Annotated in this window: 13 protein-coding genes; 8 read left to right on the forward strand and 5 right to left on the reverse strand. The window is 51.9% G+C overall.

All coding sequences use genetic code 11. The features are described 5' to 3' along the window. Both GJJ30_RS09180 and GJJ30_RS09185 read right to left on the reverse strand, forming a co-directional pair. Complete coding sequence (locus GJJ30_RS09180) at positions 1-630, reverse strand: LON peptidase substrate-binding domain-containing protein (protein WP_154174830.1); 630 nt, start codon at positions 628-630, stop codon at positions 1-3. Position 631: 1 nt separating this feature from the next. Next, positions 632-1,105 (reverse strand): gliding motility lipoprotein GldH, encoded by a 474-nt coding sequence (locus GJJ30_RS09185; RefSeq protein ID WP_154174831.1) that lies wholly within the window; start codon positions 1,103-1,105, stop codon positions 632-634. A gap of 199 nt (positions 1,106-1,304) precedes the next feature. On the opposite strand from GJJ30_RS09185, the gene GJJ30_RS09190 reads away from it, so the two are divergent. From GJJ30_RS09190 to GJJ30_RS09205, 4 genes are all read left to right on the forward strand, one after another. Continuing rightward, positions 1,305-1,667 carry a BlaI/MecI/CopY family transcriptional regulator gene (locus tag GJJ30_RS09190; RefSeq protein WP_154174832.1) on the forward strand — a complete coding sequence of 121 codons (363 nt, stop codon included), beginning with the start codon at positions 1,305-1,307 and terminating at the stop codon, positions 1,665-1,667. Between the two features lie 2 nt (positions 1,668-1,669). Further along, entirely contained in the window at positions 1,670-3,379 is a 1,710-nt protein-coding gene (locus tag GJJ30_RS09195; RefSeq protein WP_154174833.1) for a M56 family metallopeptidase, read from the forward strand. A 111-nt stretch (positions 3,380-3,490) separates the two neighbouring features. Then, the gene (locus GJJ30_RS09200) at positions 3,491-4,351 is read left to right on the forward strand and encodes a hypothetical protein (RefSeq protein ID WP_154174834.1); all 861 of its coding nucleotides are present in this window, start codon (positions 3,491-3,493) and stop codon (positions 4,349-4,351) included. A gap of 176 nt (positions 4,352-4,527) precedes the next feature. Next, positions 4,528-5,139, forward strand: a complete 612-nt coding sequence (locus GJJ30_RS09205; RefSeq protein ID WP_154174835.1) for an SGNH/GDSL hydrolase family protein — start codon at positions 4,528-4,530, stop codon at positions 5,137-5,139. On the opposite strand, the gene GJJ30_RS09210 is transcribed toward GJJ30_RS09205, so the two are convergent. Next, complete coding sequence (locus GJJ30_RS09210; RefSeq protein WP_229313044.1) at positions 5,140-6,081, reverse strand: toxin-antitoxin system YwqK family antitoxin; 942 nt, start codon at positions 6,079-6,081, stop codon at positions 5,140-5,142. 114 nt (positions 6,082-6,195) lie between these two features. Between GJJ30_RS09210 and fcl the strand changes: the two genes are divergently transcribed. Beyond that, on the forward strand, positions 6,196-7,137 hold the full coding sequence (gene fcl / locus GJJ30_RS09215) for a GDP-L-fucose synthase (protein ID WP_310588218.1): 942 nt from the start codon (positions 6,196-6,198) through the stop codon (positions 7,135-7,137). Between the two features lie 82 nt (positions 7,138-7,219). Here the strand turns inward: fcl and GJJ30_RS09220 are convergent, their stop codons facing one another. Beyond that, the gene (locus GJJ30_RS09220) at positions 7,220-7,855 is read right to left on the reverse strand and encodes an acetyltransferase (protein WP_154174836.1); all 636 of its coding nucleotides are present in this window, start codon (positions 7,853-7,855) and stop codon (positions 7,220-7,222) included. A gap of 114 nt (positions 7,856-7,969) precedes the next feature. Between GJJ30_RS09220 and GJJ30_RS09225 the strand changes: the two genes are divergently transcribed. From GJJ30_RS09225 to GJJ30_RS09235, 3 genes are all read left to right on the forward strand, one after another. Further along, positions 7,970-8,755, forward strand: a complete 786-nt coding sequence (locus GJJ30_RS09225; RefSeq protein ID WP_154174837.1) for a UDP-2,3-diacylglucosamine diphosphatase — start codon at positions 7,970-7,972, stop codon at positions 8,753-8,755. 76 nt (positions 8,756-8,831) lie between these two features. After that, a complete protein-coding gene (gene sbcD, locus GJJ30_RS09230) occupies positions 8,832-10,094 on the forward strand; it encodes an exonuclease subunit SbcD (RefSeq protein WP_154174838.1) in 1,263 nt (420 codons plus the stop codon). Continuing rightward, positions 10,066-13,146, forward strand: a complete 3,081-nt coding sequence (locus GJJ30_RS09235) for an AAA family ATPase (protein WP_154174839.1) — start codon at positions 10,066-10,068, stop codon at positions 13,144-13,146. The genes sbcD and GJJ30_RS09235 overlap by 29 nt, the downstream gene beginning before the upstream one ends. Positions 13,147-13,265: 119 nt before the next feature. Here the strand turns inward: GJJ30_RS09235 and lon are convergent, their stop codons facing one another. Continuing rightward, a complete protein-coding gene (gene lon, locus GJJ30_RS09240; protein ID WP_154174840.1) occupies positions 13,266-15,785 on the reverse strand; it encodes an endopeptidase La in 2,520 nt (839 codons plus the stop codon). Positions 15,786-15,825 lie beyond the last annotated feature (40 nt).

The following is a 15,825-nucleotide window of genomic DNA, read 5'->3' on the forward strand; positions in this document are numbered from 1 at the left end:
CTAAAATTTCAGCGGATCAAGATTTTTAAAATGGCCGTTCATTTTGATGCGGTCTTTGGTCCGTTCCATTTCCGAAACCACCGGCAAGACGCGGTTGAGGTGGCGGATCAGAAACTGCTGGCGTTTGTTTTCGGTCTCCATCGTGAGCAGTTCGTATTCTTCCTCAACGGATAAGCCAATTTTGTGCGCTACCCGAAACGACAGCAGGGGCGACTCGTCGTCGATTTCCGATTTGAGCTGGAGCAAATGATAAAGCCGAACCAGTTTGACGGTTAATTCATCGAGGTGATCGCCCATTTCGGGTTCGGTTTCCACTACCTCAACCTGACCTCCCGCATACAGCTTGCCCGGCGATGGATTTTCGAACCTGGCAATCCGGAATACCCGCAGGCCCTTCGACTTGATATCCATCCGGCCGTCTTCGTAGCGTTTGTGCAGGGTCGTCACGCTCATTTCGGTACCGTAGCCGGGCAATTTGTTGTTGATAAACGCCGGAATACCAAACATACGGCCTTCTTCCAAGCATTCGGTAATCAGCTGCCGGTAGCGCTCTTCGAAAATGTGCAGATTCAGGTCTTCGTTGGGATAAACTACCAGGTTAAGCGGGAACAGGGGCAGATAAATTTCCATACTACAAATCTTTTTCCACCGTCACGCCCACGCTGTAAATCTCCGGCAGGGGGTTCTGGCGCATGTATTGCCGCAATCGGACGGTGTATTTGCCGCTGTGCGAAAACCGGTATTTTTTCATCATGCTGATCCGATGGTCGAAAAGATCGCCCAGGCCATCGCCGTACGGTTTTCCGGTTTTCGGGTCGAGCAGGGTCAGTTCGTCCTGTTTCGATTCCAGCATTTTTCCGTCGCTGTCGAGCAGATAACGACGAATGTATAGGTTGTAGTACGGATACGAAACGCTGTTGCGGATGTTGTAATAAATGGAATACGTGGCCGTGGTGTCCGTAATTTCAAAGGTAAACTCCGGCGTATTGTTGATGTACCACGTGCCGCCTTTGATATCGTCGATGCCCTTGTAAACCGCATTTTCGTCGCAGCCAGCGAGCAGCAGCCACAAACCGGCCAGTAATCCCACCTGTAATTTTTTCATGTAGCGCATAACCCGTCTTTGTACAAAACTACGACCGACGCGCGTAGATTCAAATGAAACCGGACGCGGATTCGCTACAATAAAAAACTATGGAAATAGTTTGCAAACTACGCAAATCGTTTTATCTTGGTCATTAATGCGCCGGGCACATCAGCCCCCCGGTTTTTTCCGGGTCGAGTAGTAACCTAAAACAAGCACGATGGAAAAGTTAACTGCCAAGGAAGAAGAGATCATGCAGGTATTATGGAAAGTGGAACAGGCTTTTGTGAAAGACATGCTGGCCTATTTTACGGACCCGCCACTTCATTACAATACCGTTTCAACCATCATCCGAAACCTGGAAGAAAAGGGGTATGTGGGCCACCAGGCCTACGGCAACACGCACGAATATTATCCGATTATTACGAAAGAAGACTACCAGAACCGCTTTGTTCTGAAGAAGGTTGTGTCTGATTATTTCGATGATTCCTACAAGAATCTGGTGAGCTACTTTGCCAAAAAGGACAAAATTTCGGTCGACGAGCTGAAAGAAATTATCACAATGATCGAGAAAGGGCAGTAGCCATGAGCCTCCTGATTTACCTCCTGCAAGCGGGCCTGATTCTGGCGGTGCTGACGCTCTGCTACCAGCTTTTGCTCCGCCGGGCCACCTGGTTCGGGCTGAACCGGTATTTGCTCGGGCTGAACATTCTGCTGGCGCTGGTGCTTCCGTTGGTCGAATTGCCCGACTTCCGGCCCGCGCCCGTTCGCAACCTGGTTCAGCAAACCGTTCCGAATTTACGGGTGCTGGACTGGTCGAAGCTGAAGGCGATACCGGCCAGCCCTTCGGTTCAAAAACCGCAGAAACAGGCACCCGATGCATCCCTGAGTCCAGCGTCGGAAGCAGTTTCGCTCAACTGGCGGGAGGTGTTGTTGTGGGCGTATTTGGCAGGGGTAATCTTTCTGGGCGGGCGGCTGTTCATTCAGCTTGTGTCACTTGTTCGTCTGATAATTCGGTCGGAACGATCGTGGCAGGAAAACGTCTGGCTGGTGGTGAATGCGGAAGTCAGCGCCCCCTTTTCGTTTTTTAAATGGGTGATTCTGAACCCGGACTTGTACGAACCCGACGAGTTCGATCAGATTCTGGCGCACGAACGCGTTCACTGCCGGCAATGGCACAGCCTGGATATGCTGCTGGCGGAATTGCTGCGGATCGTCTTCTGGTTTAACCCGTTCGCGTGGTGGCACCAGCATCTGGTTCAGGAAAATCTGGAGTATCTCGTGGACCGGGAAGTGCTGAAGGAAGGCGTCGAAAAAAAATCGTACCAATATTACCTCCTGAAAGCCAGCCTTTCCGGCGAAAATTCAATTCCGGTTCGTCCCGTGACCAATTCGTTTAACCAGCCGCAATTGAAAAGCCGGATTTCGATGATGAATCGGCCCCGCTCGAACGGCGGCTGGCAACTGTACCTGTTTTTTTGCCTCATCGTCACCCTTTCCTGCTCGGCTTTTACGGTTCCCAAAACCGTTTCGCGTTACGTCGTTGACAATCGGTATGGCGTTTTCGGGCTGATTACGGCGGTGACGACGACGCAGGATCTGGAAGTAATGCAGGCGGTTTTTGCCGATAAAGGTCTTGGTATGCGCTACCAGGCCGACATCAATCCGTCGGGCCGGATCGACCATATTTCGGTCGAAGTGAAAAACGGCAGTCAGGTGGTGGCGCGGGCGTTGAATCAGATTCCGCCGTTTGTGATTACGGCGGTCCGGCCCGATGCCTCGAAGCCGTTCGTGGTGCAGACCGCCCGCCGGGTGATGCAGTTGCCCGACACCCTGTTCTCGATCTGGGAACACGAAAAACCGGTGGTGGTGCTCAACGGCCGGGTCCTGAATCTGCGGCCGGGCCAGCCGTTCGGGTTCGGGTCCGTTTCGGATTACAAGCGAAACGTGCTGACATCGCAGGAAGCCGTGAAACGCTTCGGTAAAACCGGACAATACGGTGCTACGACGATTGACGGAAAAATTCTGGATGCGGTTTTTGCCGCCAATCCGGACGTAATGGCGCTGGGCCGCCAGCTTCTATACAAAGGAACGCTCGCGCCGGATCAGCTCACGCAGTTTACATTCCTGATCGACGGAAAACCGGGTTCATACCAGGAGTTTCGGGCATTGCGGGCCGACGACAGGATTTCGGTAGCGGTTTTTGATAAAAATTCGGCGGGGAGTGTCAAACCCGCTTTTACGACCAAAGGGCTGGTGGCGGTGACGACCAAACGGCAGTTACTGGCTGAGTAAACCTTTTCCTGAACACACCCTATGAAATCGAAAATGCGAGCTCCGCGACGCCCGGAGCAGTTCCGTTTCGTCAATCGGTTCGGTTCCCATTTTCTGAAAAACCGCATTCAGATGATGAATCAGGCGGCCAAATCCCGCCGTTCGTGGGCGGTCTATGCCCTCCTGTTTGCAGTTACCGGTTTGGTCACGACGGTGGCTGCGGTAGAGAAACCAGTTGAAGGGTTGGCAGGAAAGTCGGTTATTTCTGAGAATGAATCGGAGGTCTCCAAATTGCCAGTTGCTGAAATTGAGAAAAAAAGCCGATATGTAGTGCAGAAAGGCGATTCGCTCTATTGGGCAATTACGCCCAAAATGTCGTTTAACGAACTGACGAAACTGAAGCAGACTATTGAAAAATTGACCCAATACACGGTTGGTTTTACACAGATCAAATTTGATCCTTTTCAGTTATACATCGACATCATTGACGTAAGCGTTTATGCAAAAAGTGGCGGTAGTGGCTCAACCTCCGATGGTGATGAAAATGATGGGCCGATCAAGTCAATTGGCGGTTACTTAACTCATAAAGGGGATCTGAGTATTGGCGAATTGGATGACCAGGATAATATGCCTGCTGTACTGAAACAGCTTGTGGAAAATGATGAAAAAGCCGTTGCCAAGTTGATTGCCGAAAAACGGATTGATTATTTTATTGAGAAAAATAAGAAAAACGGAGCAGGCGGCAACGCAACGTTAAAAGGCCAATGGTTGCGGGATAATCCCGGCAGAAAAAATGAAAATTTCGGAGTGTTTATCAATACCGAAAACCGCCTTCAATTCTATGATCCGGAAAAGGTTACAGTGATGATCGACGGAAAAGAGGTAAAAGCTGAACAAGTAACATCCCTTAATCCGAAGCAGCTTCACACGGTTATTGTAATGGATTCGTATCCGGACCGCAAACGCTATGTCCAGCTCTTCCTGAATCAGTGATGAAAACCGGGCGATAACCTAAACGCCTTTTTCGCTGTTTACGGAAATGAAGCCTTCGTTCAGACGGTTTTTCTGTATTCGGTTGGTAGTTAACCTCGGCTTTGCGACATTCCGTGCATCTATTCTTTCTTTTCCTTTTCTTGGCCTGCGCCCAATCGGGGCCCGAAGACGGTTTTATGGTAACCAATCCTGACGCAAATTACCTCGCCCTCGGCGATTCCTACACCATCGGCGAGAGCGTTCCGGCCACCGACCGCTGGTGTGTGCAACTGGCCGGTTTGCTCCGGAAAGACGGTTTGAACATCACCGATCCCGACATCATTGCCCGGACGGGCTGGACCACGGGCGAGTTGAGCGAAGCCATTAAAAAGAGCGGAAATCAAAAGACGTACAACCTGGTTTCGCTGCTGATTGGCGTCAATAACCAGTACCGGGGGCAGAGTACGGAAATGTACCGCGCCGAATTCCGGGAATTGCTGCAAACGGCGGTGCGGTTTGCGGGCGAAAAACCGAAGCGGGTTTTTGTCCTGTCGATTCCCGATTGGGGCGTTACGCCGTACGCGGCCGGGCGCAACCGCCAGCAGATTGCGCAGGAAATCGACGCGTTCAACGCCATTGCGCAGGAGGAATGCAAAAAAGCCGGTATTACCTACGTTGACATTACGCCCTTATCCCGAACGGCGGCTCAGGACCCATCGCAAATTGCGGAAGATCAACTGCATTTTTCGGGGAAACAATACCGCCAGTGGGCCGAAAAGGCGCTGCCGGACGTGAAGAAACTGCTGTAACTACTGATCGTCTTCGGCGACTTCCTTTTCCTTCGGACGCTCGTAAGTCACTTTGCCCTTGTCGTCCCACTCACTGATGACGTACGGTTCGAAGTCCTCGTTCCAGCGGTCGCGGGCGTATTGGGTGATCTTTTTGCGCTGCCGACGAAACTGGTAGTATTCGGTCCAGCGACCGACTTTCACGCCGTTGTCGTACTTGCCTTCCGCCATCAACTGCCCACCTTCGTAGAAAGCCATGTACTGTCCGTTGACTTTGCCAAATTCTTTCGGCAGGACTTCTTTTATTTTGGTATGCGACGAATCGTAGTAAGCAATCTGGGATTCGGCCGGAAAACCGCGGTTCCATTTCTGCTTGTCGAGCAGCATGTAATTGGCGTCGTATTTTTCCCAACGGCCGTCTTTCGCGCCGAGATAATAATAGCCTTCCTCGAGCAGAATACCGTTCTGGTAGCGTTTATAAGGCCCGTGCATGATCATGACCTTGTCTTTGTCTTTGATCAGCGACGACGACACACGCTGGGCCTTGGGATCGAACCAGTAGGTTTCGCGGACGTAGGCATTCGGCTGGCGGTATTGCTTCAGGACCGTAAATTTCTCGATGATTGTCCGGTCGCCACTCCCGAACTTGGTGTATTGTTCGACGATCGGAATGCCTTCGTATTCCGTCCGCGAAAGCTTTTGTTTTTTCCGCCGGTCGGCCTTATCCTGCTGTTCTTTCTTGAATTGTTTTACTTTCAGCCCCAGATCCGGCAGGGTTTCCGTCACCAGATTTTCGACACCCGACGGCACCAGCGACGGCCCGTTTTTGTCGCCTTTGGCCTTTTTATTGATAACGGGTGCCTGCGAAGTAGTAAACGAATTCTGGACCGGCGAGGTTGTCGTCTGCGCCGATACCGTTTGCCAGCATCCCAATACTAACCCGAGTAATGTAATTCGTTTCATGCAACAGTAAATCAGCCGGTTTGGCCAGAGGAGATTAATCCTTTAAAGAAACGGTTTTGATCCGGTTTTATTTTGTCGAAAACCGTGCCTAACTTCGTTCAAAATTAACGAATTGTGGAAAAAGACGCTAAAATATACGTAGCCGGTCACCGGGGCATGGTGGGTTCGGCCATTGTTCGGAAATTACAATCCGAAGGTTTTGACAACCTGCTGGTTCGCACGTCGTCCGAGCTGGATTTGCGCAACCAGGCCGCTGTGGAAGACTTTTTTGCCGCCGAAAAACCGGATTACGTCATTCTGGCAGCCGCCAAAGTGGGCGGTATCGTGGCCAACAACACGTATCGCGCGGATTTTCTGTACGACAATCTGCTGATCGAAGCCAACATTATTCACCAGGCTTACAAGACAGAAGTTAAAAAGTTGCTGTTTCTGGGTTCTTCCTGCATTTACCCGAAACTGGCCCCGCAGCCGCTGAAAGAGGAATATTTGCTGAGCGGTTTTCTGGAACAAACCAACGAACCGTACGCCATCGCCAAAATTACCGGGATTAAGCTGTGCGAATCGTATCGTCGTCAATACGGCTGCAATTTCATTTCGGCCATGCCGACCAACCTATACGGCCCGAATGACAATTACGATCTGCAAAATTCGCACGTTTTGCCCGCACTGATCCGCAAGTTTCACGAAGCGAAAGTCAACGACCAGCCGTTTGTGGAAGTCTGGGGAACGGGCTCACCGCGCCGGGAGTTTCTGCACGCCGACGATCTGGCCGATGCGTGTTTTTTCCTGATGCAAAATTATGACGAAGAACTGTTCGTCAACATCGGCACCGGCGAGGACGAAACCATCCGGGAACTGGTCGGGCAGGTGCAGCAGGTGGTGGGCTACGAAGGCGAAGTCCGCTGGAATACCGACAAACCCGACGGAACGCCCCGCAAACTCATGGACGTTTCGCGGCTGCATGCGATGGGCTGGAAACACACCACCTCGCTGAAAGATGGCCTGGAACTGACTTATCAGGACTTTCTGGCGAATGAGGAGTTATATGTGGAGTGATTTTTAACCCCTAAATCCCCTGAAGGGGACTTGTGATCTGGAGAAAACCGTGTCCAAGTCCCCTTCAGGGGATTTAGGGGCATTACCCAACTTTCTGCGCCGGATTTCCGAAAACCGTCGTTCCGGCGGCTACGTTTTCGATGACGACGGAACCGGCACCGATCCGGGCGTTCTTGCCGATCGTCACCCCGGCCACAATCGTGACGCCCGTGCCAATAAACGCCCCTTCTTCGACGGTGACCGCCGGGTTAATGAAACTTCCCGTTCCGATGTGAACAAAGTCGCCCAGTTTGGCCTGCGAGTCGATCACCGAACCCGACTGAATGATGCAGTGCTGCCCGATTTCGGCAAACGGATTGACCACCACGCGGGCCGCAATCAGGTTGCCGTGGCCGATGGTCGCCGTCGTTGAAACAATGGCCGTATCGTGAATGGCGTTGACGGGTTGCACGTGCCGCCGGTCGTTCAGCATTTTAACCAGTTTTTTGCGAACGCGCGTGTCGCCCAACGCCACGAAGGCTTCACATTTATGGCCAATCAGTTTCAGAAAACCGTCGTCGTCGGTTTCGCCCAGAACCGTCACGTCGCCGAATTCTTTGCCGTGTAATTTTTTATCATCATCCAGCAAACCGTAGACGACCACGCCGTTTCGCTGGAAAATATCCAACGCCGTGACGCCCAGACTGCCTGCTCCGAAGATGAGTACCGGATTCTCCATATTTAATGAATTACATTAAGGTAATATTACTAAACCGCATAATTGTCCGAAAAAGTTTGCAATCCGGTAAAATAGCGGAAATACCCACCTCACAATGGAATCGTATTTTCGGACATGAAACACAATACTCATTTCCGAACAATCGTCATTTCGGATGTGCATTTGGGAACGAGCGGTTCGAAGGCAAAGGAAGTGACTGATTTTTTGAAGTACTACAGTTGCCAGAAATTAATTCTAAATGGCGATATCATCGACGGCTGGCAACTGCGCCGGGGGGGCGAATGGAAGAAAAAACACACGGCGTTCTGGCGGGCGGTTTTGAAAGCCATGGACCGGCACGACACCCGCGTGATCTACCTGCGCGGCAATCACGATGATTTTCTGGATCAGATCATGCCGCTGAAGCTGGGCAAGTATTTTTCCATCCGGAAAGATTATCTGCTGAATTCCAACGATAAAAAGTTCTACATCACCCACGGCGACGTGTTCGATACGATCACGACGCAGATGAAATGGCTGGCGTACTTGGGTGATATCGGCTATACGTTTCTGCTCTGGATCAACAAGTTTTATAACAATTACCGCGCCTGGCGGGGCTTGTCGTATTACTCCCTGTCGCAGCAAATCAAACTGCGGGTAAAACAGGCGGTGAGCTATATTTCGGATTTTGAAGAAAAACTGACCGAACTCGCCAAAGCCCGAAATTGCGACGGCGTGATTTGCGGCCACATTCACCAACCGGCCATTCGTCAGTTTGGCGATCTGATTTACATGAATTCCGGCGATTGGGTCGAGTCGCTCAGCGCGCTGGTCGAAGATCACGACGGCAACTGGAACTTGCTGTATTATAGCACAGAACTCGAAAAAGCCGAGTCGTTACCCGTTTTATATCATTCCTGATTCGTTCATTTTTGCTTTTTATTGTCGTCCGCTTCCGGTATTTTTAAGCTAACTTCCGGTTTGGAAGCACTGGCGTATGAAAATTCTGCACACTGCGGACTGGCATTTAGGGAAACGACTTTACAAACACGAACTCCGTGACGACCACGTCCGGTTTCTCGACTGGCTGGCCGAAACCGTCGAAAGCCGCGAGATCGACGTGCTGATTATTTCGGGCGATGTGTTCGATACCACCAACCCCAACGACGGGTCAATGCAACTGTATTACCAGTTTCTGACCCGGATGCTGCCGCTTCAACGCAAAATTATCATCACCGGCGGCAATCACGATTCGCCCAGTAAACTCAACGCGCCCCGCGAACTCCTCCGCCACCTGAACATCCACGTCATCGGCTGTACGACCGGCGACTGCCTCGACGAAGTCATCCGGCTGAAAACCGGGTCGACGGATTTGCTCGTGGCTGCGGTTCCGTACCTGCGTGACAGCGATTTGCGCCAGTCGATTTCGGGCCAGACTTACGAAGACCGCATCGAAGCCGTCCGAATGGGCATTCGGAATCATTACGAACGCATTGTCGATCATTGTCAGACGGAATTTCGCGATGTGCCGGTTCTGGCGATGGGGCATTTGTACGTGAACGGCGCGACGGTTTCGCCGGAAAGCGAGCGGGAAATCCACGCCGTGGGCGGTCAGGCGGCTTTTTCGTCCGAGCATTTTCCGCCCGGTTTTGATTACGTTGCGCTGGGCCACATTCATGTTCCGCAGCAGATCGGGGGCGTCGAAACCGTTCGCTACAGCGGGGCGCCGTTGCCGCTGAGTTTTGCCGAACGCGACAACCGACATCAGGTGCTGGAATTAACGCTGGAAAACGGGCAGATTAAAACCATCGAATCCGTTCCGGTGCCGCATTTCCGGTCGTTGCTGCAAGTGGCCGGAACCCTGGATGCCGTTCGGGAAAGGCTGGAAAAGCTGGAAGAAACCGACGCCCTGACAACCCTGGTGGAAATTCTGGTGGAAGAAGAACATGAAAGCCTGACGGTTCGCCAGCATTTCGAGCAGTTGCAGCGCGATTACGCCGAAGCGCCGTTTTTGATGGCCAAATCCCGGCTGATTTTTCGGAATAAATTAAAAGGTCTGGATTCGCTGTACGTCGCCGACACGCAGTTGCAGGATCTGACGTACCTCGATGTGTTTGGTCGTCGGCTGGATGTGTCGCAGGTGGAGGGCGACGAGCGGACGGCGCTTCTGGAGGCTTATAAAGAATTGTATCGTTTGGTGACGGAACAAGCAGCCCATCCCGTACTACTGCATGAAAATCAGACAAATACGCTTTCGTAACATCAATTCCTTTTACGGCGAACACCCGCCGATTCAGTTCAACGACGGGCTGCTGGGCAGCACCGGTTTGTTTGTTATTTCCGGGCCAACCGGCGCCGGAAAATCGACTTTGCTGGACGTGATTACGCTGGCGCTGTTCAACCGCGTGCCCCGGATTTCGGGTACGATTTCGAATACCAGCATCATCGACGAAGGCATTCTGGTCAATCAGCAGGCAGCCCGCGAACCCGGCACGGCCGCTTACGCCGAGATTGAATACGAAGTCGGCGGGAAAGCCTACCGTTCGCGCTGGTCGATCAAGAAAAACCGCAACGACAACTGGAACAATTACGAAATGGAAATTGCCTTTCTTCCCGAAGGGCAAACCGAGGGTCAGTTGCTGCCCATCAAGGGGTTAAGTGAATTTCCGAAGAAAAACGAAGAGCTGATCGGCCTGACGTACGACCAGTTTATCCGGTCGATCGTGCTGGCGCAGGGCGCGTTCGACCAGTTCCTGAAATCGCGGGCGGCCGAGCGGAGCAAAATGCTGGAACGGATTACTGGAACCGAGATTTACCGGCAACTGGGGCAGCGGGCGCACGTCGTGAATAAAACGTTCGAAGAGCAAATCAGGGAAAAACGGCAGGAAGTTGAGCTGATCAAAGTACTGACGGAGGAGCAGGTTGAGGAACTGAAAGACCGCCAGAAAACCATCAGCAAGCGGTTGATCGAAATCGCCAAAGACGTTGTCTTTTATACGAATGAAGAAAAATTCCTTCGTCAAATGGCTGATGCCGACCAGCAGCTTGCAGTTTTGACGAAACGGCGGAACGTGTCGGAAGAAAAAAAACAGGCGTTTGTGCCGGATGGTCTGCGGTTGCAACGCCACGAGCAGGTCGCCGATTTGGCCGCCAGTTTCTCCGATATTGCGAACGCCGAGCGCAACCGAAAAACCGCCGGACAGGATCAGCAAACCGCCCGAAACCGCCTGAATGAATTGGGTGACCAGCAGGCAATTCTGATTCGTAAAGCGCAAACCCTTACCCAACAGCCGCACCTGACCGAGAAAACGTTTGAGAAAGAGCTGAACGATTTTCGGGAGAAAGTGCTGGAATTGACCAATCAATACCAGGCTGAACGCGACAGGGCCAAACCGGCGTTTGGGTCGATCAAAAAAGAATTGGAAACGACCAAACTGGAGTGGTTCAAAACGCTCGATGTGCGGGATGTTGACCAGATGACAGAGTTGGTCAAGGAGCGATTGCACGAACTGAATGTCCAACTGGTGCAAATTGAGAAGGATTACCCATCGCTGACATCGGGCTCGATTCAATCCGAATTAAACCGCTTGCTGAAGCAGGATGAGAATTTAGCTGAACTAAAGACGTTGCTTGTTCAACAGCAGGACCGTTTGCTCGACGGAACGACACTGAACGGAAAAATCAATGACCATACGGCTTTTCTGAATGAACATCAAAAACCGCTGGAGCAGTTAAAGGCTGAGGTTGAGACGCTTCAACTTAACATTGACCAGATTCACCTGGCCAAACGGCGGTTTGCCGAAGAAGCCGATCTGGACGAATTGCGCAAGGCCTTGCAGGAGGGCGATCCTTGCCCCTTGTGCGGTTCGCTGGACCATCCGTACGCGCAGCATTACATCAATCAAACGGGTAAGCTGGAGCTGGAGTTGCGGCTGGCTACGCAGGATCTGGAGCAAAAGAAAAAAGCCCATGACACGTTGCAGGGTAAGCTGCTGAAAATACAGTCGGAGCTGGAAACGTACTCGGAACAGCGCAATACGCTCCGGAAAGCGTATTCGGAAAAACGGACCTTTATTTCAAACCGGCTTTCCACCCTCGCGCTCGACCCGACGCTGTCGCCGGAACAGATCAAAGATGCGCAGCAGGAAATTCAGATTCAGCGGAAAGAACTGAATGAGATTCAGACACTTTGGGAGCAGGAAACGCTGTTGCGACGGCTTTCGGATGATCTGGAAACCGTGCAGCAAAGCAAGAAACAGGCGGAACTGTTAAAAGCGCAAAAAGAACAATTGTATGCAGGGGATGACGTGCGGTTTCAGAGTGAACAGCTTGTCAATCAGTTTAATGCGGTTCAGTTGAAAATCGGTACGGAAAAGGGGTTGCTCGAAAAAGCGACTTCCAGCTTTGTTGATTCGGACCAGAATTACCAGACGCTGACCGCTGACTTACAGCCGGTTTTGATCGAACGTAGTTTTCATGATCTGACCGAGGCCCGCGCCTGCCTGCTCGAAAGCTCGAAAGTCCGGTCCCTGCAGGAATTAAAAACCGCTCTGGAAAAAGAGGCCGAAGAGATTGTTCGCAAAGAAAAAGAGGAGACGGCGAAACGGCAGGAAGCCGCGGTCGCGTGCCAGACGGACATGACGCTGGAAGCAACAACGGCCCAACTGCGGGAAACGAAAAAGGAAGAAGCCAAAGAGCGGGAAAATATTGGGTATTACAAACGGCAGCTGGAAGAGGATAAGGAGAAACGCCGGAAGCACAAACAACTGATCAAAGACCTCGAAAAACTCGAAACCGAGGCCCGGCCCTGGCGCGAACTCGACCGGCTGATCGGCAGCGCGAAAGGCGACGATTACAGCAAATTTGCGCAGGGACTGACGCTAGCGCAGTTGATCGGTCTGGCCAACCGACGGTTGAAAGACTTAACGGACCGGTATCTGCTGCTGAAACCGCGCGACGGGCAGGACGAACTCTACGTGGTGGACTTGTATCAGGGCAGCACGGAGCGGTCGGTTTCCAGTTTGTCGGGGGGTGAAACGTTTACGCTCAGTCTGGCATTGGCGCTGGCGCTGTCCGATCTGGCTTCCCAGAACGTCCAGATCGAAAGTTTATTTATCGACGAAGGGTTCGGAACGCTCGATCCCGACACGCTCGATACGGCCGTTGCCATGCTGGAAAAACTGCAGCACGACAGCCAGAAAACCATCGGAATTATTTCCCACCGCCACGAGATCAAGGAGCGGATCAGCGTGCAGATTCAGGTGGAAAAAGGAATGGACGGGAATAGCAGGATTAAAGTAGGTTTTACCTGAAAATGCTCCCGCCGTTTTGCAAAAGAAAGCCCTTACGCCTGATCAGAAAAACCGTGCACTGGACAGGGTTAAACTTTCTAGCGTAAGGGCTTGATTTTTAGACGCCTTTAGATCAAAGCTTACAAAACCGTCACGGAGGCCGGAACGGGTTCGGGGTCTTTCTCTTTTTCTTTCGGCAGAATAAACTTCATCGGTTTGGAGACCTGCTGCGGTAACAGCGCCGTTTCCAGCACCTGATCGACAGTATCGACGTAATGAATGGTCAGATCCTGAATGTAATTCGGGTTGATTTCTTCCACGTCTTTGCGGTTTTTCGAGCAGAGCATAATCTCCCGAACACCCGCCCGATTGGCCGCCAGAATTTTCTCTTTGATCCCGCCGACCGGCAACACTTTACCGCGCAGCGTAATCTCGCCGGTCATGGCCAGAAAAGGTCGTACTTTCCGCTGGGTGAAAATCGATGCCATCGACGTCAGCATCGTAATCCCCGCCGACGGGCCGTCTTTCGGAACCGCTCCGGCCGGTACGTGAACGTGCAGATCGTAGTGGTTGAAGACGTTGTAATCAAGTCCGATCTGGTCGGAATGGGCTTTCAGGTACGATAGCGCCGTCACCGCCGATTCCTTCATGACATCGCCCAATTGCCCCGAAAGCGTCAGGTTGCCTTTACCACGGCTCAGGCTCGATTCGATGAACAGGATTTCGCCACCGACCTGCGTCCAGGCTAAACCGGTCACAATTCCGGCGATGTCGTCGTCCGAATACAGATCGCGGTCGAAGACTTCGGCGCCCAGCATTTTCTGAACATCCGCCGGTTTGATGGTTTTCGGATAGTCTTCTTCCAGCGCAATCGACTTGGCAATTTTGCGAACGAGCGCCCCAATTTTCTGCTCCAGATTCCGAACGCCGGATTCGCGGGTGTAGCTTTCGATGATTCGTTGAATGGCTTTGTCGTCCACCACCAGATCTTTCGGTTTCAAACCGTGCTCTTTCCGCTGTTTCGGAATCAGGTATTTCTTGGCAATCTGGATTTTCTCTTCAACCGTATAGCCGGTCAATTCGATGATTTCCATCCGGTCGCGCAGGGCCGGGTGAATCGTGTCGAGCGAGTTGGCGGTGGCAATAAACAGCACCTTCGACAGGTCGTATTCAACTTCGAGGTAGTTGTCGATAAAGGTCGAGTTTTGCTCCGGATCGAGCACTTCGAGCAAAGCCGACGACGGATCTCCGCGAAAATCGGAGCTTACCTTGTCGATTTCGTCCAGGATAAAAACCGGGTTCGACGAATCCGCTTTTTTGATATTCTGAATGATTTTGCCCGGCATGGCGCCAATGTAGGTTTTCCGGTGGCCCCGGATTTCGGCTTCATCGTGAACACCACCTAACGCCATCCGAATGTATTTCCGGCCCAGGGCTTTCGCCACCGAGCGTCCCAACGAGGTTTTCCCGACCCCCGGAGGGCCGTACAAACACAGAATGGGTGCTTTCATACCTTCGGAAGCCCGATCGTTTTTCAGTTTCAGAACGGCGAGGTATTCAATCATCCGTTCCTTCACTTTTTCGAGCCCGAAGTGGTCGCTATCCAGTATTTTCTGCGCCCGGCGCAGGTCAAAATTGTCTTTCGAATACTCATTCCAGGGCAGATCGACCATCAACTCGATGTAATTCATCGTCACCGGATATTCGGGTGCCATCGGGTTGATCCGCTGCAGTTTGTTCAGCTCCTTGTCAAAATGCGCGTGGATGGAAGGTGACCATTTTTTGCGGGCCGCCCGCATCCGGATTTCCTCCAGATCGCGGTCGGGGCTGTCCATACCCAATTCGTCCTGCAACACTTTAATCTGCTGACGCAGGAAATAATCGCGTTGCTGCTGATCGATATCCGAGCTGGCCTTGGTCTGAATTTCGCGTTTCAGCTCCAGCAACTGGATTTCGCGCAGCATGTATTCCAGCAGCAGGGTTGCCTGTTGAGCGCCTTCGGTGGTTTCCAGCAATTTCTGTTTATCCGCCACTTCGGCGTTGATGTTCGACGACAGAAAGTGCATCAAAAACATGGGACTTTCGATGTTGTCGAGCGCGATCCGGGCTTCCTGCGGGATTTCCGGATTCAAACGCAGAATCTTATACGCCGATTCTTTCAGCGACTGAATGAGCGCTTTTGATTCCTTGCGGTTGGGATTCGGAAAATGATCGTCGATCTGGCGGACGTTGGCCGTCAGATACGGTTCTTCCTGGAGGAAATTGACAATTTCAAACCGTTTTTTTCCCTGTATAATGATCGTAATGTTTCCGTCGGGGAGCGTAATCATCTTGATGATGTACGCGACCGTTCCCAGGCGGTAGAGATCGTCGGCGGTGGGTTCGTCTTTCTGTTGGTTCGACTGGGCCACTACACCGATGATACGGTTTCCTTTGTAAGCCTTCTTTACTAATTTAATCGACTTCTGGCGACCGACCGTTACCGGAATCACCATACCCGGAAAAAGCACGGTATTTCGAACGGGCAGAATCGACAGGTCGTTGGGTACAATATAATCGTCATCGGCATCATCTGCTGATCCCAGCGGAACAATTTCAAGATTGTCCAGATCCGAATCCGCCAACCATAATTGGGTATCGTATTTACTAGTTACACTCATAGTTAGATGTCTGCCAAACTGACAGACTTAGTGTATCACA

The organism is Larkinella terrae, from assembly GCF_009668025.1.
In the GTDB taxonomy this organism is placed as follows: domain Bacteria; phylum Bacteroidota; class Bacteroidia; order Cytophagales; family Spirosomataceae; genus Larkinella; species Larkinella terrae.